Source organism: Rhizobium sp. R339 (assembly GCF_002211395.1).
GTDB lineage: Bacteria > Pseudomonadota > Alphaproteobacteria > Rhizobiales > Rhizobiaceae > Rhizobium.
This window is the reverse complement of sequence record NZ_LOKV01000003.1, coordinates 60,483-83,918: the sequence shown is the minus strand read 5'-3', so window position 1 is coordinate 83,918 and position 23,436 is coordinate 60,483. Positions and strand designations below refer to the sequence as shown.

The following is a 23,436-nucleotide window of genomic DNA, read 5'->3' as shown; positions in this document are numbered from 1 at the left end:
CAGCCGCACAATGCAAAGGTCAGGCAGCCGCGCAATAGTTTGCGAAAGCGTCGAGGAAACGGCGCATCTCCTCCTGATGCCGAGGCTCGGAAAGATAAGCAGCGACCTCATCAGGGGAAAGCTTCATCAGATGGAGCCGGAGGAAGAGTTGCTCGTTGAAGCGATCGCTGAGCGTGGCGAGCACTACGCGAAGTTGCTGGAGCATGTCGTCGCCGCGATGTGACGCATGCGCAAGTACGATCGGTTTGCCGATCACCTCATTGCGGGACACCAGCCAGTCGATGGCGTTCTTCAGTCCGCCCGGAATTGATCTGATATATTCGGGGCTTGCCAGGATCAGCCCATCGGCATCGGCAATCGCTCTCGCGAGAGCCGCGACTTCACGCGGGGGATTCTCTTCCAGATCGGGCGAAAAGACCGGAAGTTCTCCCACGCGGTCATAGATCGAAACCGCATACGTCGAGCCGGCAGCCGACTGCAGCGCATAAAGCATGGCGGTATTGGTGGAGGCGCGGCGGGCGCTTCCCGAAATGGCCAGAAATTTCATGATCGCGGCATGATCTCCTGCGGGCGGCTGACGGCTGCGACACTGCCCCTTTCGACGAGATGGCAGGAAAGCTCGACGCGCCGCCGCGGCATCGCAAGGCCGAGCATCATGTCGCGCAAGAGATCGAGCGCGGTGGCGCCGAGTTCGCGCATCGGAATATGCACTGTCGAAAGCGGCGGATTGAGAAAGGCCGATTGCGGCAGGTCGTCGATACCCATGACGGAAATGTCCTGCGGCACGGCATATCCCAATGCCTGCAATCCGCGCACGGCGCCGTTAGCAAGGCTGTCGCCTGCCGTGAGGATGGCGGTGAAGAAGAGGCCCTTGTCGCGGACGAGACGGGTGACAGCCTCGGCGCCGAGATCCGGCAGCCAGTCGTCGACCTCGAGAACCATTTCGCAACCGGCTGCCAGCCCATGGTTCTGCAGCGCATCGCGCCAGCCCTCCAGGCGACGCTCGATCGTCCGTCGCCCCGGCCTCAGCATGAACAGGATGCGTTCGTGACCGGCCTTGATCAGCCGCTCCGCGGCAATGAAGGCGGCCGAGCGATTGCAGGGCGTGACACTGGAAAGCCGCATATAGGGATCGTCGCTGTTGACGAGCACGACGGGCTTTCCAAGATCGGCGGCCGCCGCAAGCATGTCCTCCTCGTCGACGGTGAGGATCAGCATGCCGCCGAAGCTCGCATCGTTGCGCATCTCTGCAATGACACGCGCCTCGTCGGCTTTGTCGGCAATAGGGCGCATCGCCACCTCAATGCCGAGGGCGGCGGCCCGCGCATTCAAACCTTCGAGAACGTGGAGCGTGAATTGGTTGCGGACGTAATCGATCATTGCGGCGCCCGAGGCCACAAGCATGATCTTCTTGCCGGCGACGCTCGCCGGCAGGGCGTAGCTCACCGCGCTCGCCGTTTCCAGCACCAGCTTGCGGATTTCGGGCCTCACGCCCTTTTCCCCGGCGAGCGCCCGGGACACCGTGCTGATCGATACGCCGCATCGGGCGGCGATATCATCGAGACGTGTGCGCCTGCCTTTTTTCTGCTCCGCCGCCATGACACCTCCTCGCTCCCACCTCATTTATGCAAAAATCTTTCAGATTGCGCAAATGAAATGCCTATGCACAATTGCCCGCGAGGAGACCGCAACAAAGGGAGGCTGGAGATGCGGCTTTACGGGCAGTCCATGCGCCGGTGTTTCGCCTGCTGTCTTCAGGTTCAAGCGGACTGAAACATGGCCGCCACTCAGCAATCCCATATCCGTCGTAAGACCCCGAAGCAGAGCCCGATCGTCTACTGGCAGCTCGGCCATCTCTCGCAGGCACGCTACGACGTCGCCGATCGCCCGATGGAAGGCAGGATGGATCCCTTCTTCTTCGTCACCAAGACGAAGAATTTCATCCCACATGAATATCCCTGCCGCACCGAATTCAAAGCGTCCTTCGCCGGCCTGAGACCGAAACCGACCACCGAATTCGAAGCCGTCCGATGGTGGCTTCCCTTTGCCTCGCCGCGTGTCGATCTTTCCGGCTTCTGGTTTCGCCCGACGCGCATCGGCTGCTGGGCGCGCACCTTCCTCGATACCCCGACTGCCGGGCCGACCAAGCTTCGCCTGTCGACCTGCGGCGGCGCCATCCTCTTCATCAACAGCGCCGAACAGGGCTTCATGGCGCCTTACGAGCGCAATCTGGAAGCCCAGCAGATCTTCGAGGTGGAGCTTGTCGCTGGCCTCAACGAGATCCGCATCTATTTTGACGACCTCGCCGAACGCGATGCCCGCTTCTATTTCCAGTTGGACTATCTCGATGGACCGGAGGTCGAGACATCGGTCCCCGTGCCGATCGCCGCCGATGCTGCGGGTGGGCTGGAGGCGATCCTCGAAGGCATGCGCTTCGACCGCGCAGCCTATCTCGGCGAGGATGTGACGATCCTCTTTCCCGCGCCGCTGCCGGTAGCGCTGAGCTGTCATGTCGAGATCGAAGGCGACTTCATGTCGACCGAGCGCTTCGACTATGACTTCGCGCTGGAGAAGGGCACGACCAAGTTGGAACTCGGAACCTCGGCACGCATGCCGGCCGATTTCCGCCATTTCCGCATCACGTTCAAGACTGGCGCGCTGTCGCTCGGCCGCACGCTCGGCGTCGAGATCTGTCATCCCGAACGCCAGGGGCCTGCACCTGCCGCCCTGGCGGACCGCGTCGCCGAGGCGCTTGCCGAGGTCGCCGCCCATTCCGAGCCCGACACGGTCTGCGCTTTCGCCCGTCTTGCGCTGGGGCAGGGCGGCGAGGAGACCGAGGCGATGATCTCGGCCATGCTGCCCGTCATCGAAGACTGCCACGACTGCGCAGATTTCGTTCTGGTGCCGCTGCTGTTTGCCTATACGCGCTGGAGTGATCTTCTGTCAGCGGAACTGCGCGGCAGGGTTAAGCAAGCTGTCCTTAATTACCGCTATTGGATGGACGAGCCGGGCAACGACGTTCAGTGGTATTTTTCAGAAAACCACGCGCTGCTCTTCCACACCGCCGCCTATCTCGGCGGCAGGCTTTTCCCCGATGCTATTTTCGTCCGTTCCGGCCGCACCGGCGCCGAGCAGATGAAGGTCGGCGAAGAGCGCGTTCGTGCCTGGCTGGATCATTTCGAGCGCTGGGAAATGGCCGAGTGGAATTCCGTTCCCTATTTCCCGATCGACCTCAAAGGTCTGACGGCGCTTGCCGCCTGCGCGCCGGATGAGACGATCCGCGGCCGGGCGAATGCCAGCATCATTCGCCTGATGGAGATCGTCACCCGCTCGGCCCATCACGGCATGCTGACCGGCAGCCAGGGCCGCTCGTACGAACATACGCTGCGCCCCGGCCGTTCGGTCGAACTCTCCGCCATTGCCCGTCTGCTCTGGGGCCGCGGCTGGTATGGCCGGCGCGTGCACGCGCTGCCGCAGCTTGCCGTCTGCATCAGAGACCACGGCCTGCAATTTCCCGAAAGCCTTGCTGCGATCGCCGCGCATGATACCGGCGACGCGCAGGAATGGACCTTCTCCCAGGGCGAAAACCGGTTTGCTGCCCTCTATCATTACAAGACGCGCGACACCGCGCTCGGCACCATCGCGCATTATCGCCCTGGCGCCTGGGGCTATCAGGAGACGGTGCTGCATCTGCGCTTGGGCAACCGGCCGGAAGCGCAGATCTGGATCAACCATCCCGGCGAAACCATCCAGTTCGGTTACGGCCGGCCGAGCTTCTGGGGCGGCTGCGGAACGCTGCCGCGCGTGCATCAATATCGTGATCTGGCGATCCTCGATTTCGATATTCATGAGGGGCAGCCGGATTTCACCCATGCGTGGTTCCCGCTCGAAGCCTTCGACGACACGGTGGTCGACGGTAATGTGGCGCTCGCCCGCTCCGGCGATGGGCTGGCGATGCTGATCGGCAACGGGCCGCTCGATCCGGTGAAGCACGGCCCGACGACGGATGTCGAGCTGCGGCTCTCCGGCCGCAAGGGTCGCTGGATCGTTCGTCTCTCCGATCTCGGCCGTGAAGACGGCCTCGATGGCATGCGGGCGCGTTTTGCCGGGCTCGCAGCCCGCCGCGACGACGAAGGCGCATTGATCATCGTCGATCCGGATTATGGTCAGGTCATCTTCGAGCAGGAGGGAACCGTCCGTGCCGAGGGCCGTATTCTTCGTCCATCGGACTGGTCGGTGCGAGGAGACGCGGTACATCTTCAGATACCAGGCAGGCAGCCTCGGCGCGCGGCCTCGTAGGCGGCATGTCCGGCAGGAGGAGGACCGGCCGGCCATAGCAATTCATCGGTCAGGAGGAGGAGAAAATGACCAGAATGAAATCGATCGGCGCGGCTTTGGCTGCGGTTCTCTTGAGCTCCGTTGCCGCCCACGCCGGCGACGTACGCATCATGTGGTATTCCGACGGCGGCGAAGGCGAGGTGATCAAAGACCTGCTGTCGCGCTTCTCCAAGGCCAATCCCGATGTCAACGTCATCCTCGACGAGGTTTCCTACGATGTCGTGAAAGAGCAGCTGCCGGTGCAGCTCGAAGCGGGCAAGGGGCCGGACATTGCCCGCGTCACCAATCTGAAGGCGCAGGCGCAGCACTGGCTCGATCTTCGCCCGCTGCTTGCCGATGCGAAATATTGGGACGACAATTTCGGCGCCCAGGCCGACTGGATGCGTCCCGACGGCTCGAATGCCATTACCGGCTTCATGACGCAGCTGACGCTGACAGGCGGCTTCGTCAACAAGACGCTCTTCGAACAGGCCGGCGTCGAAATTCCCGGCCCGAAGGCCACCTGGGACGACTGGGCAGCGGCTGCCAAGAAGGTCGCAGACAGCCAGAAAGTCTTCGCCATGGCGATTGACCGCTCCGGCCACCGCGTCTCCGGCCCGAACATTTCTTACGGCGCCAATTACATCGCAGCCGATGGCAAGCCGGCGCCGATCGACCAGGGCTCGAAGGATTTCCTCAGCCGCTTCGTCAAGTGGAACGAGGATGGCACGATCAACAAGGATGTATGGGTCAGCGCCGCCGGCACCACCTATCGCGCCGCGGCCGAGGATTTCATCAATGGCGGTCTTGCCTATTATTACTCCGGCAGCTGGCAGGTTTCGGCCTTCGCCCAGAAGATCGGCGACAATTTCGATTGGGTCATGGCGGGAAGCCCTTGCGGCACGGTCGCCTGCAGCGGCATGCAGGGCGGGGCGGGCCTGGTCGCAATCAAATACACCCAGAATCCGAAGGACGTCGCCAAGGTGATGGATTACCTGGCAAGCGCCGACGTGCAGAAGGAATTCACTGAGCGCAGCCTGTTCATTCCGGCGCATAAGGGCGTGGCCTCCGGCCAGCTGGAGTTCAAAACCGACATTCAACATGTGCAGGCTGCGCTGAAAGCCTTCGTCGAAGCAGCCCCTCAGACGGCGGCACCTGCCATGAAGCTGCCGGGCTGGAAGTGGTCGGACGCCTATTACAGCGCCATCGTCGCCCGCATCAGCCAAGTGATCGCCGGCGAGATGAAGCTCGACGATGCCTATGCCCGCATCGACGAGGACATCAAGGCCAAGGTCGCAGGCAACTGACGGAAGAACGGATGGCGTTGAAGACGGTTTCCACCGAACCGCCGGCGAAAGCCGGTCTGCGGCAGGCGCTTCGCGCGCCTGTCCGCCTTGTCATGGGAATGGTCGATATTCCCATGCGCGCCTGGCAGAAGCTGACGGGACTGAACGGCATGGCGGGCGTCTTCCTCGCGCCCAACATGCTGATCTTCACTGTCTTCGTGCTCCTGCCGCTGGTCATCAACTTCATTTATTCGACGACGAGCGGCAGCGCCATCTTCCTTCCGAACAGGACCTATGTCGGCGCCGACCAGTACCGCATTCTCTTCGACTGCGGCTCTTATCTCGATCCGTCGACCTGCGCGGCCGACACTTTCTGGGCGGCGGTGCGCAACACCGCCGTCTTCGTCCTCTTCCAGGTGACCGCGATGCTGATCACGGCGCTGGCCACGGCCCTGATCCTCAACCGCGAGCTTTCCAATCGCGGCTTCTGGCGCGCGGTTTTCTTCTTTCCGGTGCTGCTGTCGCCCGTCGTCGTCGGCCTGATCTGGAAATGGATCCTGCAGCGGGAAGGCTTGTTGAACTATGCGCTGAGCCCCTTTGGCTTCGAGCCCTTCTCCTGGCTCAGCGATCGTTTCTGGGCCTTCTTCTTCGCCGTCTTCGTATCGGTCTGGGCGCATATGGGCTTTTACGCGCTGATCCTGCTTGCCGGCCTGCAGGCGATCCCGAAAGATCTCTACGAGGCGGCGGCGATGGACAAGGCGAGCCCGACCCGCATCTTCCGGCGCATCACCCTGCCGCTGCTAATGCCGAACCTCATCGTCGTCCTTGTGCTGGCGCTGATCCGCGCCGTGCAGATCTTCGACGAGGTCTTCGTTCTCACAGGCGGCGGGCCGGGCACCAGCACCATGTACATCACCCAATATATTTACGAGACCGGTTTTGCGAGTTCCTTGCGCAATCCCGGGCTTGCATCGGCGGCCTCGATCCTGATGGGCATCGTGCTGGTCATTCTGACGCTCATCCAGCTTGGGGCCAGCAGCCGAAATGAGAAGAAGGGAACACGCCAATGAGCGCGGTCGGAGCATTCCTGCTGCGCCGCCGTGGCCGCGGCTGGCACTGGACTGACGTGGTCACCTGGATCTGGCTGATCTCGGGGGTTTTCCTGATGTTCGGACCGGCCGTCTGGCTGGTTTTCTCCTCCTTCAAGACGCCGGCCGCGCTTGCCGAATTCCCGCCGTCCTTGCTGCCCTATGTCACCGAGCAGGCCGTTGTGCCGGGCCATGACAAACCCTTGCCGCTTTATAACGTGACCATGCCCGATGGCAGCAGTCGCGTGCTCGCCGAAGTCCGCCGCATCGGCATTATCGGCCAGATGGTCGATCCGAAACAGCCCGGCGAAATCGTCAAGGTCAACATCAAGGACCGCACGCCGGTGCGCAAGGTCGAATTCGCCGCCGGCAACTACACCGAACCGTTCCAACGCTTCGATTTCTTCCTGTTCCTGCGCAACTCCGTCTTCGTGACGGTCGTCGCGACGGCCATAACGCTGCTCGTCAATTCCATGGCGGCCTTTGCGCTCTCGAAATACCAATTCCCCGGCCGCACTGCCGTGATGCTGATGATCCTGGCGACGCTGATGGTGCCGCTCTCTGTCATCGTCGTGCCGCTCTATTCGGTCATCGGCACGCTGAACCTCTTCGACAGCCTCTGGGGCGTCATCCTGCCGACGGTCGCCACCCCGACGGGCGTCTTCCTGCTCCGGCAATATATGCTGACCATTCCCGACGAACTGATCGACGCGGCGCGCATGGACAAGGCCAGCGAATGGCAGATCTACTGGCGCATCATCCTGCCGCTGTCGGCGCCGGCACTGGCGGTGCTGGCGATCTTCTCGGTCGTCTGGCGCTGGAACGACTTCCTTTGGCCGCTGATCGTGCTCTCGCGCAAAGAGCTCTACACACTGCAGGTCGGCCTCAACGTCTATGCCGGCGAACTCAATGTGCAATGGCACTATATCCTTGCCATGACCGTCGTCTCGATGATCCCCGTGGTGCTGATCTTCGTCTTCCTGCAGCGCTTCATCACCACGGGCATCGCCGGCTCCGGACTGAAATAATATGAAACAGGAGAGTGCATGAGCGGGCTCGAGCTCAGGAACATCGTCAAGAATTTCGGCTCCGTCGAGGTCATCCGGGATGTCTCGCTTGCCGTCAACGACGGCGAGTTCGTGGCATTCGTCGGCCCGTCCGGCTGCGGGAAATCGACGCTGCTGCGCCTGATTGCCGGCCTGGACAAACCCACCGGCGGCAACATTCTCATCGATGGCAAGGATGTCACGGCGATCGGCGCTGCCGACCGCGGCCTCGCTATGGTTTTCCAGTCCTATGCGCTCTATCCGCATATGAGCGTACGGGAAAATCTTGCCTTCGGTCTTGAGAATACCAAGGTGGCGAAGGCCGAGATCGAAGCGCGCATCACTGACGCCGCCCGCATGCTGGAGATCGAGCCTTTCCTGCAGCGCCGCCCGGGCCAGCTCTCCGGCGGCCAGCGTCAGCGCGTAGCCATCGGCCGCGCCATCGTTCGCCGTCCCGATGCCTTCCTGCTCGACGAGCCCCTCTCCAATCTCGACGCCGAGCTCAGGGTCAGCATGCGCGCCGAACTCGCTGCCCTTCATGCGCGGCTGAAGGCGACGATGATCTACGTCACCCATGACCAGGTCGAGGCGATGACGCTCGCAAACCGTATCGTGGTGCTGAGAGGCGGCAGGATCGAGCAGGTCGGGACGCCGCTGGAACTCTATAACAAGCCGGCCAACCGCTTTGTCGCCGGCTTCATCGGTGCCCCGCACATGAATTTCCTGGAGGGATCGATCACCGGTCACGAGGGCGGGCTTGCGCAGGTCGAAACCGTTGGCGGCCATCGTCTTTCCGTCGCCGCCGCCGAGGCGCGTCCGATAGGAGAGAGAGTGAGCATCGGCATCCGCCCGCAGCACATCACCGTTGCCGAGACGGGCGATGCGACCCGGCTGGACACCCATATTACCCTGGTCGAGGAATTGGGATCCGAGACGGTCGTTCACTCCGACGCGGCCGGAAAGAAATTGATCGCGGTCTTTGCCGGCCAGCAGCAGGTGAAATCGGGCGACAGCCTGCCGCTGCGTCTTGATCCGGCGGTGCTGCATCTCTTCGGCGAGGATGGACGGCGCGTGTCCTGAGGCAAAAGAAAGCCCGCGCCGAAGCGCGGGCCGAATTTTCATATCAGACAGCGTTAGTGGCTGTTTTTGTGGCTTTGTTGACCAGCCTTTACATGCTGTTCATGGCTGCCGCCGCGGGTTCCGCTGGACTGCGCGTCACGGCCGCCTGATGAGGCGCTGCGGGTGTTGGAGTCGTTCTTGTGACTCTGCTGCCCGGCTTTGACGTGCTGTTCGTGGGTTCCACCTTGGTTGGCCATCTGGTTTCTCCTTGGTTTTTTCAACTGAGGCCACGTCGACCTCGAAGGAAAGAACCTCACTTCGGCACATGCGTTCCCCATTTTAATATTTCGTGATCTCTTGTCGAAACATTCGGATGAGGAAGCGAACCGGGCGGGTAGGGAGCTCGTCTGCCATTTCGTTGGCCACCGGAAGAAAGCGGAAAAATCCCGGTGTTCTCCAGCACCGCCGCGTCCGCTTGGCGCGGTCCGCAACCTCGACTTGGGAATGCAGCTTTCGGCTGAAGGTTCCAGGAAAATCAAGCTGATCCCTTCGCGTCGCAACGCCCAGTAGGACCTGCGGGCTCTTTTCAATTGGATAGGCTGCTCTAGCTTACAAAGCACCTACGAAAGGAGGAAAGCATGACCGACGCACCGAACACGGCGACCCCGGCGCGAAGAGTTTTGCGTGGCCGCCCCTACAGCATTGGCGAGTTCGCGAGAAAATACCGGCTCGACGACAAGGAGGCGAAGCGGCTCTACGAAAAATTCGGCCCATCGGCCACCGAGCTCGACCTGTTGATGGCGGCGAAGCGGCGTCCGCCCGGCCTGCCGACCAGCCTGGACGGCTGACGGCTCCGATGAAGATCCGAACCGGAAGCTGCCTTTGCGGGGCGGTCGCCTACAGGGTGGAAGGCGAGCCGCTTCGCGTCGGCCTCTGCCATTGTGCCGATTGCCGCAAAACGAGCGGCTCCGCCTTCGTTTACTTCGCCGTCTGGCCGCGTCAGGCTTTCTCCCATAGCGGCGAAATCGCCACGTTCTCCGGCCGCAGCTTCTGCTCCGTCTGCGGCGGCAGGCTCTTTTGTCTCCAGGACGCCGCAGTTGAAATCCGCCTCGGGTCTCTCGATAGTCCACCGACCGACCTTGCCCCCGGCTACGAGGTCTGGACCAAACGGCGCGAACCATGGCTGCATGCTTTGCCCGGCGCGGACCAATTTAACGAGGATGCGGACTGACGAACGCTGTACGGTTTTGGGCGACATGTTCCGCCGCACCGAAACTTGACTTTTCTTACCAATATTTCATTTCACCCATCCGCAATTCCGTGGCACTCCGGCGACAGTGCTAATCGCCGGTTCATCTGAAGTGTGATTATTTCGCTGCGGAGGCCGAAGCGGCCACTGACGGATCGAGGACGACATGAACAAAATCGTAAGCGGCAACGAAACCGGGGCAAAGGCCGGCGCAACGCCTGACCTCGCAGCGGTTCTTGCCGCTTCGGGAAAGCAGGGCAAGCGACGCCGCTGGCGCGGACGCCTGCTCGTTCTTCTCGTCGTCGTCGCCGCTGCCGCAGTCGCCGCCTACATCTATATGGGTCGCGGGCGCAGCGAAGTGAGCTACGCCACACAGCCGGCAAAACGCGGCGACCTGACGGTGCTCGTCACCGCCACCGGCTCAGTGCAGCCGACCGAGCAGGTGGATATATCGAGCGAGCTTTCCGGCACGGTTCGCGACGTCAACGTCGATTACAACAGCGCCATCAAATCCGGCGACGTACTGGCTCAGCTCGATACCAACAAGCTCGAGGCGGATGTGAAGAGTTCGCGCGCCAAGCTGAATTCGGCCAAGGCGAATGTCGCCAAGGCCAATGCGGATCTGGAATCGGCAAGCACCTCGCTGGAACGGCTGAAGAGCCTGGTCAGGAGCAACGTCTCCACCCAGCAGAGCCTCGACGACGCCACCTACAAATATGATTCCGCCGTCGCCGCAAAACAGATCAACGAGGCCGAGGTGCTGGCCTCGGAGGCAGACCTGCAGCTTGCCGAGGTCAATCTCGCCAAAGCGAAGATCGTCTCGCCGATCGACGGCGTGATCCTCACCCGCTCCGTCAATCCCGGCGCCACGGTCGCAGCCTCGCTGTCGGCCCCGGTCCTCTTCACCATCGCCGGCGACCTGAAGAAAATGGAGTTGCAGGTCGATGTCGACGAGGCCGATGTCGGCCAGATCGCCGTCGGCCAGAAGGCGAAGTTCACCGTGGACGCCTATCCCGACCGGAACTTCCCCGCCGAGATCGAGCAGATCCGCTTTGCCTCCGAAGTGGTCAACAATGTCGTGACCTACAAGGCCGTACTTTCAGTCGACAATGCCGACCTGCTGCTGCGTCCCGGCATGACGGCGACGGCCGACATCACCGTCGAGGCCGTCAAGAATACGCTGATGGTGCCGAACAGCGCGCTGCGTTATGCCCCGCCGCAGACTGAGACGCGTGGCCGCGGCATTTTCGGCCTTTTCGGTCCGCCGCGCCAGCGCCGCAATGCCGGTCCGGCGCTGACCGGCACAGAGCGCCGCGTTTGGGTGTTGCGCAATGGCCGCCCCGCGCCCGTCGTCATCCAGGTCGGTTCGTCCGATGGCCAGTTCACCCAGGTCGTCTCCGGCGAAATCAAGGAAAACGACGCCGTGGTGACCGACACCACGGTGCGGACGAACTAGGCGGAGAGACGGATGGCAAGCCCGCCGCTCATCGAATTCAGGCAGGTCTCGAAAATCTACGGCGAGGGCGAGGCGGCGATCCGCGCGCTCGATCGTGTCGACCTTGCGATCGACGCCCGTGAGTTCGTCGCGATCATGGGGCCGTCTGGCTCCGGCAAGTCGACGGCGATGAACATTCTCGGCTGCCTCGATGTGCCGAGCGGCGGCGATTACATCTTCCAGGGCATCCCGACCAGCGGTTTCGACCGCAGCCAGTTGACGTTGTTGCGTCGCCACATGCTCGGCTTCGTCTTCCAGGGCTTCAATCTCCTGTCGCGTACCTCGGCCGTCGAGAATGTCGAGCTGCCGCTGATCTATCGCGGCATGGCGGTGCGCGAACGGCGTGAGCGGGCGCGCGAGGCCTTGGCGCTGGTCGGCCTTTCCGGCCGCGAGCACCACAAGACACAGGAACTATCCGGCGGCCAGCAGCAGCGCGTCGCCATCGCCCGCGCCATCGTCACCGAGCCGGCGCTGCTGCTCGCCGACGAACCCACAGGCAATCTCGACACGAAGACCAGCGTCGAGATCATGGATCTGATGACGAGGCTGAACCGCGAGCAGGGCATTACCATCGTCATGGTCACGCACGAGCCCGATATCGCCGCCTATGCGCAGCGCCTGCTTCGTTTCGTCGATGGCAAACTGGAGACGGAAGCCGAGCACCGGAGGAGGGCGGATCATGTTCTTTGAGACGCTGAAGCTCGCGCTGCGCGCCATCAGCCGCAACATGCTGCGCTCGTTCCTGACCGTGCTCGGCGTCGTCATCGGCGTCGCCGCCGTCATCGCGCTGGTGACGATCGGTAACGGCACAACCGCGCAGGTTTCGACCGAGCTCTCGCGGCTCGGCACCAACATGCTGTTCGTCCGTCCCGGCCAGTTCGGTCCCGGCCGCGCAAGTTCCGAGGCGCGGCGCTTCTCGCTGAAGGACGTGGCGGCGATCCGCGATCAGGTTTCCGGCCTGCGGGCGGTGGCGCCAGCCAACCAGTCGACGGCGACCGTCATCTTCGGGGGGCAAAACCACTCCACCACCGTTTACGGTACGACCAACGACTATCTCGTCGCCCAGGACTGGGATCTGACGCTCGGGCGCAATTTCACGCCGGCCGAGGAACGCGGCCAGTCGCGTTGCATCATCGGCGGCACGGTCCGCGAACAGCTCTTCGGCGCAGCCGATCCGACCGGCCAGCAGATCCGCGTCGGCAAGGTCTCATGCCCCGTCATCGGCGTGCTCGCCAAGCGCGGCCAGTCCGGCATGGGCAACGACCAGGACGACGTCGTGATCATGCCGGTCAAGGTATTCCAGCGGCGCATCAGCGGCAGTTCCAATGTGCCGAGCATCGTCATTTCCGCTCGCGACGGCGTATCGACCGCCAAGGTGCAGTCCGATGTCGAAAATCTCCTGCGCGAACGCCGCAAGATCGTTCCCGGCCGGCAGGACGATTTCAACGTCAATGACATGACGCAGATCGCCGAGGCGATGACCGGCACGACGACGCTCTTGACCGGCCTGCTCGGCGCCGTCGCCGCAATCAGCCTCCTCGTCGGCGGCATCGGCATCATGAACATCATGCTTGTCTCCGTCACCGAGCGAACCCGCGAGATCGGCATCCGCCTGGCGATCGGCGCGCTCGAAAACCAGGTGCTCACCCAGTTCCTGGTCGAAGCAGTGGCGCTCTCGCTCTTCGGCGGCATCACCGGCATCATATTGGGCTTGAGCCTCGGCTTCGGCGCCGTGACGCTCCTGAAAGTCCCCTTCGTCTTCAGCCCAATGATGATCGCCGTCGCCTTCCTCTTCTCCGCCGCAATCGGCATGATCTTCGGCTATTTCCCCGCGAGGAGGGCTGCGCAGTTGAACCCGATCGAGGCGTTGCGGCATGAATAAGAAATGGTTCGTGGTGGGAAACGTGCCAAGCCCTTCTACTCTTGTGAACCGAACGTAAGGGGTAACATCATGCCGCTCAACAGGTTGGTGATCTACGCCAAGAACGTCGAGGAAACGGCACGGTTTTATGAGAAGCATTTCGGTTTCACGGCGACCAGTCTGCCTGGCGACAGGATCGTCGAACTCGTCGCCCAGGAGGGCGGCGTCAATATAATGCTTCATCAGGCAGCCAAGGGACAGCGGAGCGGCCAATCCATCATCAAGCTCGTATTCGATGTGGCGGATGTCGAGGCCTTTTGCACGCAAAGCGCGGAGAACGGCCTGCAGTTTGGCCCTCTCCATAAAGCTGATGGCTATGTATTCGCCAATACAAAGGACCCGTGTCAAAATTCGATCTCGGTTTCTAGCCGGGCTTTTCGCAAAGACGGCGTTTGATCCTCAAAGTCTGTTATCTATCTGTCTCTGTTATGATATATCAGCGTGACTTGCCTCGGGTTTTCGGGCATTTCAGATTATTGTATATCAGGTTCGGATTTCGGCATGCAGACGTCACAGAGCCATCTCGCCTATCTCGCGCTGGAGCATCTGATCGTCACGTTGGCGCTGAAGCCTGGGGCGTTCGTCACGGAAAAGCAGCTGATCGATATGGCGGGCCATGGGCGCACGCCGGTGCGTGAAGCGATCCAGAAGCTTGCCTGGCAGGGGCTGATCCTCGTGAAGCCGCGCGTTGGGCTGCAGGTCGCCGTGATCGGGCCTGAGGATCATGGCAATGTCATGCAGGTGCGGTGTGAGTTGGAGCCGATCGCGGCAAGCCTCGTCGCGGAGCATGCGAGTGATGGACAGCGCGCGCGTCTCGTCGATTGCGCCCGCGCAATGGAGGAATGCGCCGTCACGGGTGATCTTGCCGGTTTCTTCGCCGCCGACAAGGCCTTCGACGAAATCCTCGAGGATGCCTGTCCGAATGGTTTCATCACGGCAGCGCTCGGCCCGGTGCAAACGCATTCGCGCCGTCTTTGGTACTCCACCGCAAGTCCGGAGCGCATGGATCGCTCCATCGCGCTGCATGTCGCCGTCATCCGCGCCATTCATGAGGGCAAGCCGGACGAGGCGCGGGCTGCCATGACGGTTTTGATCGACTATCTCGCCCACATATAGAAACGGCCCCGTTTCCGGAGCCGTTGTAAGGTCTGATTGTCGAAAGAGCGTCAGCCGACGAAAGCGCGCTCGATGACGAATTCGGCGGGCTTGCTGTTGGCGCCTTCATTGAGGCCGGCCTTTTCGAGCAGTTCCTTGGTATCCTTCAGCATGGCCGAAGAACCGCAGATCATGCCGCGGTCGATTGCCGGATCGAGCGGCGGCACGCCGAGATCGGTAAACAGCTTGCCGGAGGAGATGAGGTCGGTGATACGGCCGCGATATTCGAAATCCTCGCGCGTGACGGTCGCGTAATGGCGCAGCTTGTCGCCGACGACTTCCTTCAGCAGCTCATCGTTCTGGATCTCATGCACGAGGTCAAAGCCGTATTTCAGTTCGGCAACGTCGCGCGTGGTATGGGTGAGGATGACTTCCTCGAACTTTTCATAGGTCTCGGGGTCGCGGATCAGGCTGGCGAAAGGCGCAACGCCCGTTCCCGTCGAGAACATGTAGAGACGGCGTCCGGGCGTCAGCGCGTCGAGCACCAGCGTGCCCGTCGGCTTCTTGCGCATCAGCACCTGGTCGCCTGGCTTGATTGCCTGCAGATGCGAGGTGAGGGGACCGTCCGGCACCTTGATGGAGAAGAATTCGAGCTCTTCGGCCCAGGCGGGGCTGGCGATCGAATAGGCGCGGAAGACCGGCTTGCCCTCGACCATCAGGCCGATCATCGCGAATTCGCCGGAACGGAAACGGAAGCCCTGCGGCCGGGTCATCGTGAAGCGGAAGAGCCGGTCGGTATAATGCGTCACGGCAAGCACCGTCTCGGCGTAGACGCCGGCGGGGATGGACGAGGCGAAGTCTTCGGTCTTTGCAGGCGCGTTCATTGCGGTAGAGGATCCCGTTTCGTCGATAAACTTATCGGATGCGAGGCAGATATTACATATCGGGCCGGAATTAAAGGCATTCCATTCCACGCAGCGCTCATGAAGGGAAATATGCGTGTTATTGTCAGGATTCAAGGTGAGCGGGGAATGTCGTATTTCCCGCTGGCGAAGCCCCGCAAAGGATGCATATTAGAGCGGCGCGCCGCTGCCGGATGCAGATTTTCGGCAAAAGCGGTGCGACAACAAAGACCTACGGCGTCGAACCCACTTCAGAAACAGGGTCCGGTGATGATGGCGAAAAAACATGCTTGCCGGGGCGAGCGCGATAGGCGGTCGGGGGAATATGAAGATTTTCAACTACAAGCGTGTTCCTTACGCGGAGATGCGCGCCTTTTCCGTCCATATCCTGACGGCGTCCGGCTCTTTCCTTGCCTTTCTCGGCGTCGTTGCCGCCGCCGAGCACCGCTTCATCGACATGTTCTGGTGGCTGGGCCTTGCCCTTCTCGTCGACGGCATAGACGGGCCGATCGCCCGCAAGGTGCGCGTCAAGGAAGTGCTGCCGAACTGGTCGGGTGACACGCTCGATAATATCATCGATTACGTCACCTATGTGCTCCTGCCGGCGTTTGCGCTCTATCAGAGCGGCATGATCGGCGAGCCATGGTCCTTCGCCGCCGCCGGCATGATCGTCGTCTCCAGCGCCATTTATTATGCCGATATGGGCATGAAGACGGACGAGTATTTCTTCTCCGGTTTTCCCGTCGTCTGGAATATGATCGTCTTCACCCTGTTCGTCATCGATGCCAGCGCGACGACGGCACTTGTCGTCGTGACCATTTCGGTGGTGCTGACCTTCCTGCCGATCAATTTCCTGCATCCGGTTCGCGTCAAAAGGCTGCGCCCGCTCAATCTCGGCATCTTCCTGCTGTGGTCGGCGCTCGGCGTCTATTCGCTGCTGATGCATTTCGAAACGCCGGAATGGGCGCTCATTCTCTTCATCGTGACCGGGCTCTATCTTTACGTTATCGGCGCGGTGCTGCAATTCTTCCCCGCCCTCGGACGCGAAGCATAGGGATAAGCCAAGATGACGAAGACGCAGGCGGTTTCATTCTCCAGGACAGGCGGCCCGGAGGTTTTCGACTATGCCGAGGTCGATCTTCCCGAGCCCTCGGCGGGCGAGGTGCAGATCAGGCAGGCGGCGGTCGGCCTCAACTTTATCGACGTCTATTTCCGTAACGGCACCTACAAGGTGCCGCATCTGCCCTTCGTCGCCGGCAAGGAGGGCGCCGGCACCGTGACGTCGGTTGGCCCTGGTGTTACAGATTTCAAGGTTGGCGACCGTGTCGCCTATGCCAGCGCCGACGGCGCCTATAGCGCCGAGCGCAATGTCGAGACGCGGCATCTGGTGCGTGTGCCTGACGGCATCGAGCTCGAAACGGCCGCGGCAATGATGCTGAAGGGCATGACCGCCGAATATCTCCTCAACCGCACCTTCAAGGTCGGCCCCGGGACGGTACTCCTGTTCCATGCCGCGGCTGGCGGCGTTGGTCTGATCGCCGGCCAGTGGGCAAAGGCGCTCGGCGCCACCGTCATCGGCACGGCAGGCTCTGAAGACAAGATCGAGCTGGCGCTCGCCCATGGCTACGATCACGTCATCAATTACAAGAGCGAAGATTTCGTCGGCCGCGTTCGCGAGATTACGGGCGGCAAGGGCGTGGATGTCGTCTATGATTCGATCGGCCGCGATACTTTTCCACAGTCTCTCGACTGCCTGAAGTCGCGCGGGCTCTTCGCCTCCTTCGGCCAGTCCTCCGGCCCGATCGAGAATTTCACCCTCGCCATGCTGGCGCAGAAAGGTTCGCTTTTCGCAACGCGCCCGACCCTCTTCACCTATATCGCCGCGCGCCAGGAACTGATCGACAGTGCAAACGCGCTATTTGATGTTGTGCAAAGCAACAAAGTGCGTATCAATGTCAATCAAACCTATCCGCTGCGTGAGGTTGGGCGGGCTCACGCGGATCTGGAAACAAGAAAAACAACCGGAACGACGCTGCTGATTCCATGAGATCCGAAACGGACCGGTCGGCAGAAGAAATGAGGGGAACGTGTCGCCATTGAATGTGCCGGATTCCGGTGCGTTGTTATCGGTCCAGAAGCTGACCAAGTTCTTCGGCGGCTTTGCCGCCTGCAATGAAATCGATCTCGATATCGCGCCGGGCGAAATTCATGCGCTTCTCGGCGAAAACGGCGCAGGCAAATCCACGCTGGTGAAGATGCTGTTCGGCGTTCTTGAGCCGACGCACGGGGGAATCCTCTGGCAGGGCGCGCCGGTTTCGATTACCTCGCCGGGTGAGGCCCGCAAGCTCGGCATCGGCATGGTCTTCCAGCATTTCTCCCTGTTCGAGGCGCTGACGGTTGCCGAAAACATCGCGCTGTCGCTCGATGATGCCATCCCGATCGACAGGATCGCCGAGGAGGCGAGGGCGCTGTCTGTCGCCTACGGCCTGCCGCTCGATCCGCATGCCCATGTCGCCGATCTCTCGGTCGGCGAGCGCCAGCGCATCGAGATCGTCCGCGCGCTGCTGCAGAACCCGAAGCTGATCATTCTCGACGAGCCAACCTCGGTGCTGACGCCGCAGGAAGCCGATAAGCTGTTCGAGACTCTCTTCAAGCTGCGGGCCGAGGGGCGTTCGGTTCTTTACATCAGTCACCGGCTGGAAGAGGTGCAGCGTATCTGCGACCGCGCCACCGTGCTGCGCCATGGCCGCGTGACCGGCGCCTGCGATCCGAAGCAGGAAACACCGGCCTCGCTCGCCCGCATGATGGTCGGCAGCGAGGTGGCTGCCGTCACGCATCCGGAGCGCAGCGACAAAGGCGAGGTGCAACTGGCTGTCGCCAACCTTTCCGTCGCTTCGCGCACTCCCTTCGCCATGCCGCTCCGTGATGTGTCGATGACGGTGCGCTCCGGTGAGATTTTGGCCATTGCCGGTGTGGCGGGCAACGGCCAGAGCGAGCTCTTCGATGCTCTCTCCGGTGAATATCCGGTCGCTTCGGCTGAGGCGATCGTCATCCGCAAAAAACCTGTCGGCAATCAGGGCATTACCGCCCGCCGTCTTCTCGGCGCCGGCTTCGTGCCGGAGGAGCGTCACGGCCATGCCGCCGTCTCCGCCATGAAACTGTCCGACAATCTCGTTCTTGCCCGCAGCCAGTCCGATCGCAAGGCGTTTCTCGGCCTGCTCGGCATCATCCGCTCCGGTGCGGTAAAATCCGCCGCAAGGCGCATTTCCGAGGCCATGGATGTCCGCAAGAGCGGCGATGATCCGGCAGCAGGCTCCTTGTCCGGCGGCAACTTGCAGAAATTCATCGTCGGCCGTGAACTCGACCGCCAGCCGGCCGTGCTCGTCGTCAACCAGCCGACCTGGGGCGTGGATGCCGGGGCGGCAAGCCGTATCCGCCAGGCGCTGGTCGATCTCGCAAGAAGCGGTTCCGCCGTAGTCGTCATCAGTCAGGATCTCGACGAGATCTTCGAAGTGGCGACCGATATCGCCGTCATCTCCGAAGGCCGCCTTTCCAGGCCGTTCCCGGCGGGCGAGCTGACGCGCGAAAAGATCGGCTTGCTGATGGGCGGCCTGCACGAGAGCAGTTCTGCCGCGGAGGCAGCCCATGCGCATTGAACTTGAAAAACGGCCCGACGTCTCGAAGCTCTTCGGATTCGTCTCGCCGCTACTGGCCCTTGTCCTGACGCTTGCCTTCGGCGCGATCATGTTCGCCATGCTCGGCAAGGACCCGGTCGAGGCGCTGGATGCCTTTTTCGTCGAGCCGCTGCTTGAGGTCTGGTCGCTGCATGAGCTGGCGATCAAGGCAGCGCCGCTGATCCTGATCGCAGTCGGCCTCGCCGTCTGCTATCGCTCGAACAACTGGAATATCGGCGCCGAAGGCCAGTTCACCATCGGCGCCATTACCGGCTCCTATCTGCCGATCGTCTTTTACGACTGGCATTCGCCGCTCGTCCTGCCGTTGATGCTCGTCCTCGGTGCGCTCGGTGGAGCGCTTTTCGCCGCCATCCCGGCGCTCTTGAAAGCGCATTTCAACACCAACGAGATCCTGACGTCGCTGATGCTGGTCTATATCGCCCAGCTTTTCCTCGACTGGCTGATCCGGGGCGCCTGGCGCGATCCGAAAGGGTTCAACTTCCCGGTCTCGCGCGATTTTGCGCCGGAAGCGGTGCTGCCGGCGATCTGGGAGGAGTCGGGCCGCGCTCATTGGGCCTTCATCTTCGCCATCGTCGCGGCGATCGGCGTCTGGTTCATGCTGCGTTATACGCTGAAGGGCTTCGAGATCGTCGTGCTCGGCCAGTCGGAGCGGGCAGGGCGCTTTGCCGGCTTCTCCTCGAAGAAGATGATCTGGTTCAGTTTCCTCTTCTCCGGCGCTCTTGCCGGGCTTGCCGGGATAGCCGAGGTCTCCGGCTCGATCGGCCACCTGCAGCCGGCGATCTCGCCCGGCTACGGTTTCACCGCCATCATCGTCGCCTTCCTCGGCCGTCTCAACCCGCTCGGGATCATCGCATCGGGCCTGGTGCTGGCGCTGACCTATCTCGGCGGCGAGGCCGCACAGCTTTCGCTCGGCGTCTCCGACAAGGTCACCCGCGTTTTCCAGGGCCTTCTGCTCTTCTTCGTGCTCTCCTGCGATACGCTGATCTATTACAAAATCCGCATTGTCTGGTCGCGGGTAAGGGGTGGGGCGGCATGAGCATCTTCGAAGCCATTCTCCTGACCGTCATAACCGCCTCGACGCCACTCGTAATCGCTGCTCTCGGCGAACTCGTGACGGAGCGCTCGGGCGTTCTGAACCTCGGCGTCGAAGGCATGATGATCATGGGTGCGGTCGCCGCTTTTGCCGGTGCGCAGATGTCAGGCTCGCCCTATGCCGGGATCATCTGCGGCATCGCGGCTGGTGCGCTTTTCTCGCTTCTGTTCGCCTTCCTGACGCTGACGCTGGTGACAAACCAGGTAGCGACGGGGCTGGCGCTCACCCTTCTCGGCCTTGGTGCATCCGGCATGTTCGGCGAGGCCTATGTCAGCGTGCCAGGCGTCCGGCTGGAAGAGATCGTCATTCCCGTTCTGTCGGATATTCCGCTCGTCGGCCCTGTGCTTTTCAGGCAGGATCTGATCTTCTATCTGTCGATCGCGCTCGTTATCGGCGTCAGCTGGTTTCTGTTCCGCAGCCGCACTGGCCTGAAGCTGAGGGCCATCGGCGACAGTCACGGCTCGGCGCATGCGCTCGGCATTCACGTCATCCGCACGCGATATCTTGCGGTCATGTTCGGCGGCGCCTGTGCCGGTCTGGCCGGTGCTCAGCTTTCGCTCGTCTATACTCCGCAATGGGCTGAAAACATGTCGGCCGGCCGCGGCTGGATCACGCTGGCGCTGGTGGTCTTCGCCTCCTGGCGGCCGTGGCGGCTTCTTGCCGGCGGCTATCTCTTCGGCGCGGTCACCATCCTGCAGCTGCACGCGCAGGCCTTCGGTCTCGGCATTCCCTCGCAGTTCCTCTCGATGCTGCCCTATGCCGCGACTATTGTGGTTCTCATCATCATTTCCCATAATCGGCGCACGACGTTGATCAACACGCCCGCGTCGCTTGGAAAAGCCTTCGTGCCGGAGCGATAAAGAAGAACATAAGGACGGGTTTCCGGAATAACTTCAAACCAACAGGGGTCACCATGAAGAAATTCGCATTTGCACTCGCCGCCTCGGCTGCCGCCGTGATCGGCCTTTCCTCCGCCGCAGAGGCTGCGGACAAGACGAAGGTCTGCTTCGTCTATGTCGGTTCGCACACCGATGGCGGTTATTCGCAGGCGCACGATCTCGGCCGTCAGCAGGTTCAGGCCGAATTCGGCGACAAGATCGAAACGCCTTACCTCGAAAACGTGCCGGAAGGCCCGGATGCCGAGCGCGCCATCGAACGCCTCGCGCGCTCCGGCTGCAAGCTGATCTTCACGACGTCCTTCGGCTTCATGGATGCGACCGTGAAGGTCGCCGCCAAGTTCCCCGACGTCAAGTTCGAGCACGGTACCGGCTATAAGTCCGGTCCCAACCTGGCGACCTATAATTCGCGCTTCTACGAAGGCCGCTACATCCTCGGCCAGATCGCCGCCAAGACCTCGAAGAATCATGGTGCTGCCTACATTGCCTCCTTCCCGATTCCGGAAGTGGTCATGGGCATCAACTCCTTCGAGCAGGGCGCCAAGTCGGTCGATCCGAGCTTCAAGCTGAAGGTCATCTGGGTCAACACCTGGTTCGATCCCGGCAAGGAAGCCGATGCCGCCAAGGCGATGGTCGATCAGGGCGTCGACGTGCTGACGCAGCACACCGACACGACGGCGCCGATGCAGGTGGCCGAAGAACGTGGCATCCACGCCTTCGGCCAGGCGTCCGACATGATCGCAGCTGGCCCGAAGGCGCAGCTGACGGCGATCGTCGATACCTGGGGCACCTATTACTCCAAGCGCGTTCACGCCCTTCTGGACGGCACCTGGAAGTCCGAGCAGAGCTGGGACGGCCTGAAGGACGGCATCCTGAAGATGGCGCCCTACACCAACATGCCTGACGACGTGAAAAAGATGGCCGAGGAAACCGAGGCCAAGATCAAGTCGGGCGAGCTGCACCCCTTCACCGGTCCGATCAACAAGCAGGACGGCACGCCCTGGCTTAAGGCCGGCGAGAAGGCCGATGACGGAACGCTGCTCGGCATGAACTTCTACGTCGAAGGCGTCGACGACAAGCTGCCGGCGCAATAAGCTGCATTAATTCGCAGGTGCGAAGGGCGCTCCTCTGGGGCGCCCTTTTTTTGCTGCGGTGCATGCAAAGATTCTCATTTACAAAAGTAATACTATATGATTTTTTGACCCTGCGCCGCGAGATGCGGCATTGGGAGGAAATCATGAAATTGAAGACTGCACTTTTGAGTGCCACGATTCTGGCTGCCTGCATGTTCGGTTCGGCTTCGGCCGCCGGCCTCACCGTCGGCTTCTCGCAGATCGGCTCGGAATCGGGCTGGCGCGCGGCTGAAACGACCGTGACGAAGCAGCAGGCTGAAAAGCGCGGCATCGATCTGAAGTTTGCCGATGCGCAGCAGAAGCAGGAAAATCAGATCAAGGCTCTGCGCTCCTTCATCGCTCAGGGCGTCGATGCCATCCTCGTCGCTCCCGTTGTCGAAACCGGCTGGGACGACGTTCTGAAGGAAGCCAAGGAAGCCAATATTCCGGTCATTCTTCTCGACCGCACCATCAAGGCTCCCGACGATCTCTACCTGACGGCGGTCACCTCCGATCTGGTTCACGAAGGCAAGGTTGCCGGCGACTGGCTGGTGAAGAATGTCGGCGACAAGAAGTGCAACGTCGTCGAACTGCAGGGCACGACCGGTTCCTCGCCGGCCATCGCCCGCAAGAAGGGCTTCGAAGAGGCTCTCGCCGGCCACGACAACCTCAAGATCGTTCGCAGTCAGACCGGCGACTTCACTCGCACCAAGGGCAAGGAAGTCATGGAAAGCTTCCTGAAGGCCGAGAATGGCGGCAAGGACATCTGCGCTCTCTACGCTCATAACGACGACATGGCCGTCGGCGCCATCCAGGCGATCAAGGAAGCCGGCCTGAAGCCCGGCAAGGACATCCTCGTCGTCTCCATCGACGCCGTGCCCGATATCTTCAAGGCTATGTCGGAAGGCGAAGCCAATGCCACGGTCGAACTGACGCCGAACATGGCAGGTCCGGCTTTCGATGCGCTCGAAGCCTATCTCAAGGACAAGAAGGCTCCGGCGAAGTGGATCCAGACCGAATCCAAGCTCTACACGCCTGCTGACGAGCCGATGAAGGTCTACGAAGAGAAGAAGAGCCAGGGCTACTGAGTTGAACCTGGAACCGCACCGGCCCATCATGGACCGGTGCGGAATTGCCGATGTCGGGCCGGGCATCATGTCCGGCCCTGGCACAGGCGCAAGG

23 protein-coding genes are annotated in these 23,436 nt (G+C 61.8%); 19 read left to right on the top strand and 4 right to left on the bottom strand.

Translation table 11 applies throughout. The annotated features are described in order from the left end of the window. Positions 1–19 precede the first annotated feature (19 nt). Both ATY76_RS07055 and ATY76_RS07050 read right to left on the bottom strand, forming a co-directional pair. The gene (locus ATY76_RS07055; RefSeq protein WP_088674068.1) at positions 20–547 is read right to left on the bottom strand and encodes an NADPH-dependent FMN reductase; all 528 of its coding nucleotides are present in this window, start codon (positions 545–547) and stop codon (positions 20–22) included. Further along, positions 544–1,599, bottom strand: a complete 1,056-nt coding sequence (locus tag ATY76_RS07050; protein WP_088674067.1) for a LacI family DNA-binding transcriptional regulator — start codon at positions 1,597–1,599, stop codon at positions 544–546. The genes ATY76_RS07055 and ATY76_RS07050 overlap by 4 nt, the downstream gene beginning before the upstream one ends. 177 nt (positions 1,600–1,776) lie before the next feature. Between ATY76_RS07050 and ATY76_RS07045 the strand changes: the two genes are divergently transcribed. The 5 genes from ATY76_RS07045 to ugpC all read left to right on the top strand — a co-directional run bounded on the left by ATY76_RS07045 (position 1,777) and on the right by ugpC (position 8,817). Continuing rightward, on the top strand, positions 1,777–4,299 hold the full coding sequence (locus tag ATY76_RS07045; protein ID WP_088674066.1) for a hypothetical protein: 2,523 nt from the start codon (positions 1,777–1,779) through the stop codon (positions 4,297–4,299). A 65-nt stretch (positions 4,300–4,364) separates the two neighbouring features. Further along, positions 4,365–5,624, top strand: coding sequence for an ABC transporter substrate-binding protein (locus tag ATY76_RS07040; protein WP_088674065.1), 1,260 nt, complete (start codon positions 4,365–4,367; stop codon positions 5,622–5,624). 11 nt (positions 5,625–5,635) lie between these two features. Next, positions 5,636–6,673 carry a sugar ABC transporter permease gene (locus ATY76_RS07035; protein WP_088674064.1) on the top strand — a complete coding sequence of 346 codons (1,038 nt, stop codon included), beginning with the start codon at positions 5,636–5,638 and terminating at the stop codon, positions 6,671–6,673. Further along, positions 6,670–7,719: a carbohydrate ABC transporter permease gene (locus ATY76_RS07030; protein WP_088674063.1), complete on the top strand. Its 1,050-nt coding sequence runs from the start codon at positions 6,670–6,672 to the stop codon at positions 7,717–7,719. The genes ATY76_RS07035 and ATY76_RS07030 overlap by 4 nt, the downstream gene beginning before the upstream one ends. A gap of 18 nt (positions 7,720–7,737) precedes the next feature. Further along, positions 7,738–8,817 carry a sn-glycerol-3-phosphate ABC transporter ATP-binding protein UgpC gene (gene ugpC / locus ATY76_RS07025; RefSeq protein ID WP_088674062.1) on the top strand — a complete coding sequence of 360 codons (1,080 nt, stop codon included), beginning with the start codon at positions 7,738–7,740 and terminating at the stop codon, positions 8,815–8,817. Between the two features lie 53 nt (positions 8,818–8,870). Here ugpC and ATY76_RS07020 read toward each other — a convergent pair whose 3' ends face one another. Next, a complete protein-coding gene (locus ATY76_RS07020) occupies positions 8,871–9,053 on the bottom strand; it encodes a hypothetical protein (RefSeq protein ID WP_004673791.1) in 183 nt (60 codons plus the stop codon). A 381-nt stretch (positions 9,054–9,434) separates the two neighbouring features. Between ATY76_RS07020 and ATY76_RS07015 the strand changes: the two genes are divergently transcribed. The 7 genes from ATY76_RS07015 (at position 9,435) to ATY76_RS06985 (ending at position 14,577) form a co-directional block, all read left to right on the top strand. After that, a complete protein-coding gene (locus ATY76_RS07015) occupies positions 9,435–9,644 on the top strand; it encodes a hypothetical protein (RefSeq protein WP_088674061.1) in 210 nt (69 codons plus the stop codon). An 8-nt stretch (positions 9,645–9,652) separates the two neighbouring features. Continuing rightward, the gene (locus ATY76_RS07010) at positions 9,653–10,027 is read left to right on the top strand and encodes a GFA family protein (protein ID WP_088674060.1); all 375 of its coding nucleotides are present in this window, start codon (positions 9,653–9,655) and stop codon (positions 10,025–10,027) included. Positions 10,028–10,211: 184 nt separating this feature from the next. After that, positions 10,212–11,501: an efflux RND transporter periplasmic adaptor subunit gene (locus ATY76_RS07005; protein ID WP_088674059.1), complete on the top strand. Its 1,290-nt coding sequence runs from the start codon at positions 10,212–10,214 to the stop codon at positions 11,499–11,501. A 12-nt stretch (positions 11,502–11,513) separates the two neighbouring features. Next, positions 11,514–12,230, top strand: coding sequence for an ABC transporter ATP-binding protein (locus ATY76_RS07000; protein ID WP_088674058.1), 717 nt, complete (start codon positions 11,514–11,516; stop codon positions 12,228–12,230). Beyond that, a complete protein-coding gene (locus tag ATY76_RS06995; protein WP_088674057.1) occupies positions 12,220–13,422 on the top strand; it encodes an ABC transporter permease in 1,203 nt (400 codons plus the stop codon). Before ATY76_RS07000 ends, ATY76_RS06995 begins: the two co-directional genes overlap by 11 nt. Before the next feature lie 69 nt (positions 13,423–13,491). After that, entirely contained in the window at positions 13,492–13,857 is a 366-nt protein-coding gene (locus ATY76_RS06990; RefSeq protein WP_088674056.1) for a VOC family protein, read from the top strand. Positions 13,858–13,962: 105 nt separating this feature from the next. Then, positions 13,963–14,577, top strand: coding sequence for a GntR family transcriptional regulator (locus ATY76_RS06985; RefSeq protein WP_088674055.1), 615 nt, complete (start codon positions 13,963–13,965; stop codon positions 14,575–14,577). Positions 14,578–14,627: 50 nt separating this feature from the next. On the opposite strand, the gene ATY76_RS06980 is transcribed toward ATY76_RS06985, so the two are convergent. Continuing rightward, positions 14,628–15,440, bottom strand: coding sequence for a ferredoxin--NADP reductase (locus tag ATY76_RS06980; RefSeq protein WP_010060954.1), 813 nt, complete (start codon positions 15,438–15,440; stop codon positions 14,628–14,630). 343 nt (positions 15,441–15,783) lie between these two features. Here ATY76_RS06980 and pcsA point away from each other — a divergent pair, with 343 nt between their 5' ends. From pcsA to ytfQ, 7 genes are all read left to right on the top strand, one after another. Next, entirely contained in the window at positions 15,784–16,512 is a 729-nt protein-coding gene (gene pcsA, locus ATY76_RS06975) for a phosphatidylcholine synthase (protein WP_088674054.1), read from the top strand. A gap of 12 nt (positions 16,513–16,524) precedes the next feature. Beyond that, positions 16,525–17,505: a quinone oxidoreductase gene (locus ATY76_RS06970; protein WP_088674053.1), complete on the top strand. Its 981-nt coding sequence runs from the start codon at positions 16,525–16,527 to the stop codon at positions 17,503–17,505. A 40-nt stretch (positions 17,506–17,545) separates the two neighbouring features. Beyond that, a complete protein-coding gene (locus ATY76_RS06965; RefSeq protein ID WP_088674052.1) occupies positions 17,546–19,114 on the top strand; it encodes an ABC transporter ATP-binding protein in 1,569 nt (522 codons plus the stop codon). Next, a complete protein-coding gene (locus tag ATY76_RS06960) occupies positions 19,104–20,189 on the top strand; it encodes an ABC transporter permease (RefSeq protein WP_088674051.1) in 1,086 nt (361 codons plus the stop codon). Before ATY76_RS06965 ends, ATY76_RS06960 begins: the two co-directional genes overlap by 11 nt. Continuing rightward, complete coding sequence (locus ATY76_RS06955; RefSeq protein WP_088674050.1) at positions 20,186–21,106, top strand: ABC transporter permease; 921 nt, start codon at positions 20,186–20,188, stop codon at positions 21,104–21,106. The genes ATY76_RS06960 and ATY76_RS06955 overlap by 4 nt, the downstream gene beginning before the upstream one ends. A gap of 53 nt (positions 21,107–21,159) precedes the next feature. Next, positions 21,160–22,236 (top strand): BMP family ABC transporter substrate-binding protein, encoded by a 1,077-nt coding sequence (locus ATY76_RS06950; RefSeq protein WP_088674049.1) that lies wholly within the window; start codon positions 21,160–21,162, stop codon positions 22,234–22,236. 143 nt (positions 22,237–22,379) lie between these two features. Then, a complete protein-coding gene (gene ytfQ, locus ATY76_RS06945; protein ID WP_088674048.1) occupies positions 22,380–23,342 on the top strand; it encodes a galactofuranose ABC transporter, galactofuranose-binding protein YtfQ in 963 nt (320 codons plus the stop codon). Positions 23,343–23,436: the final 94 nt, after the last annotated feature.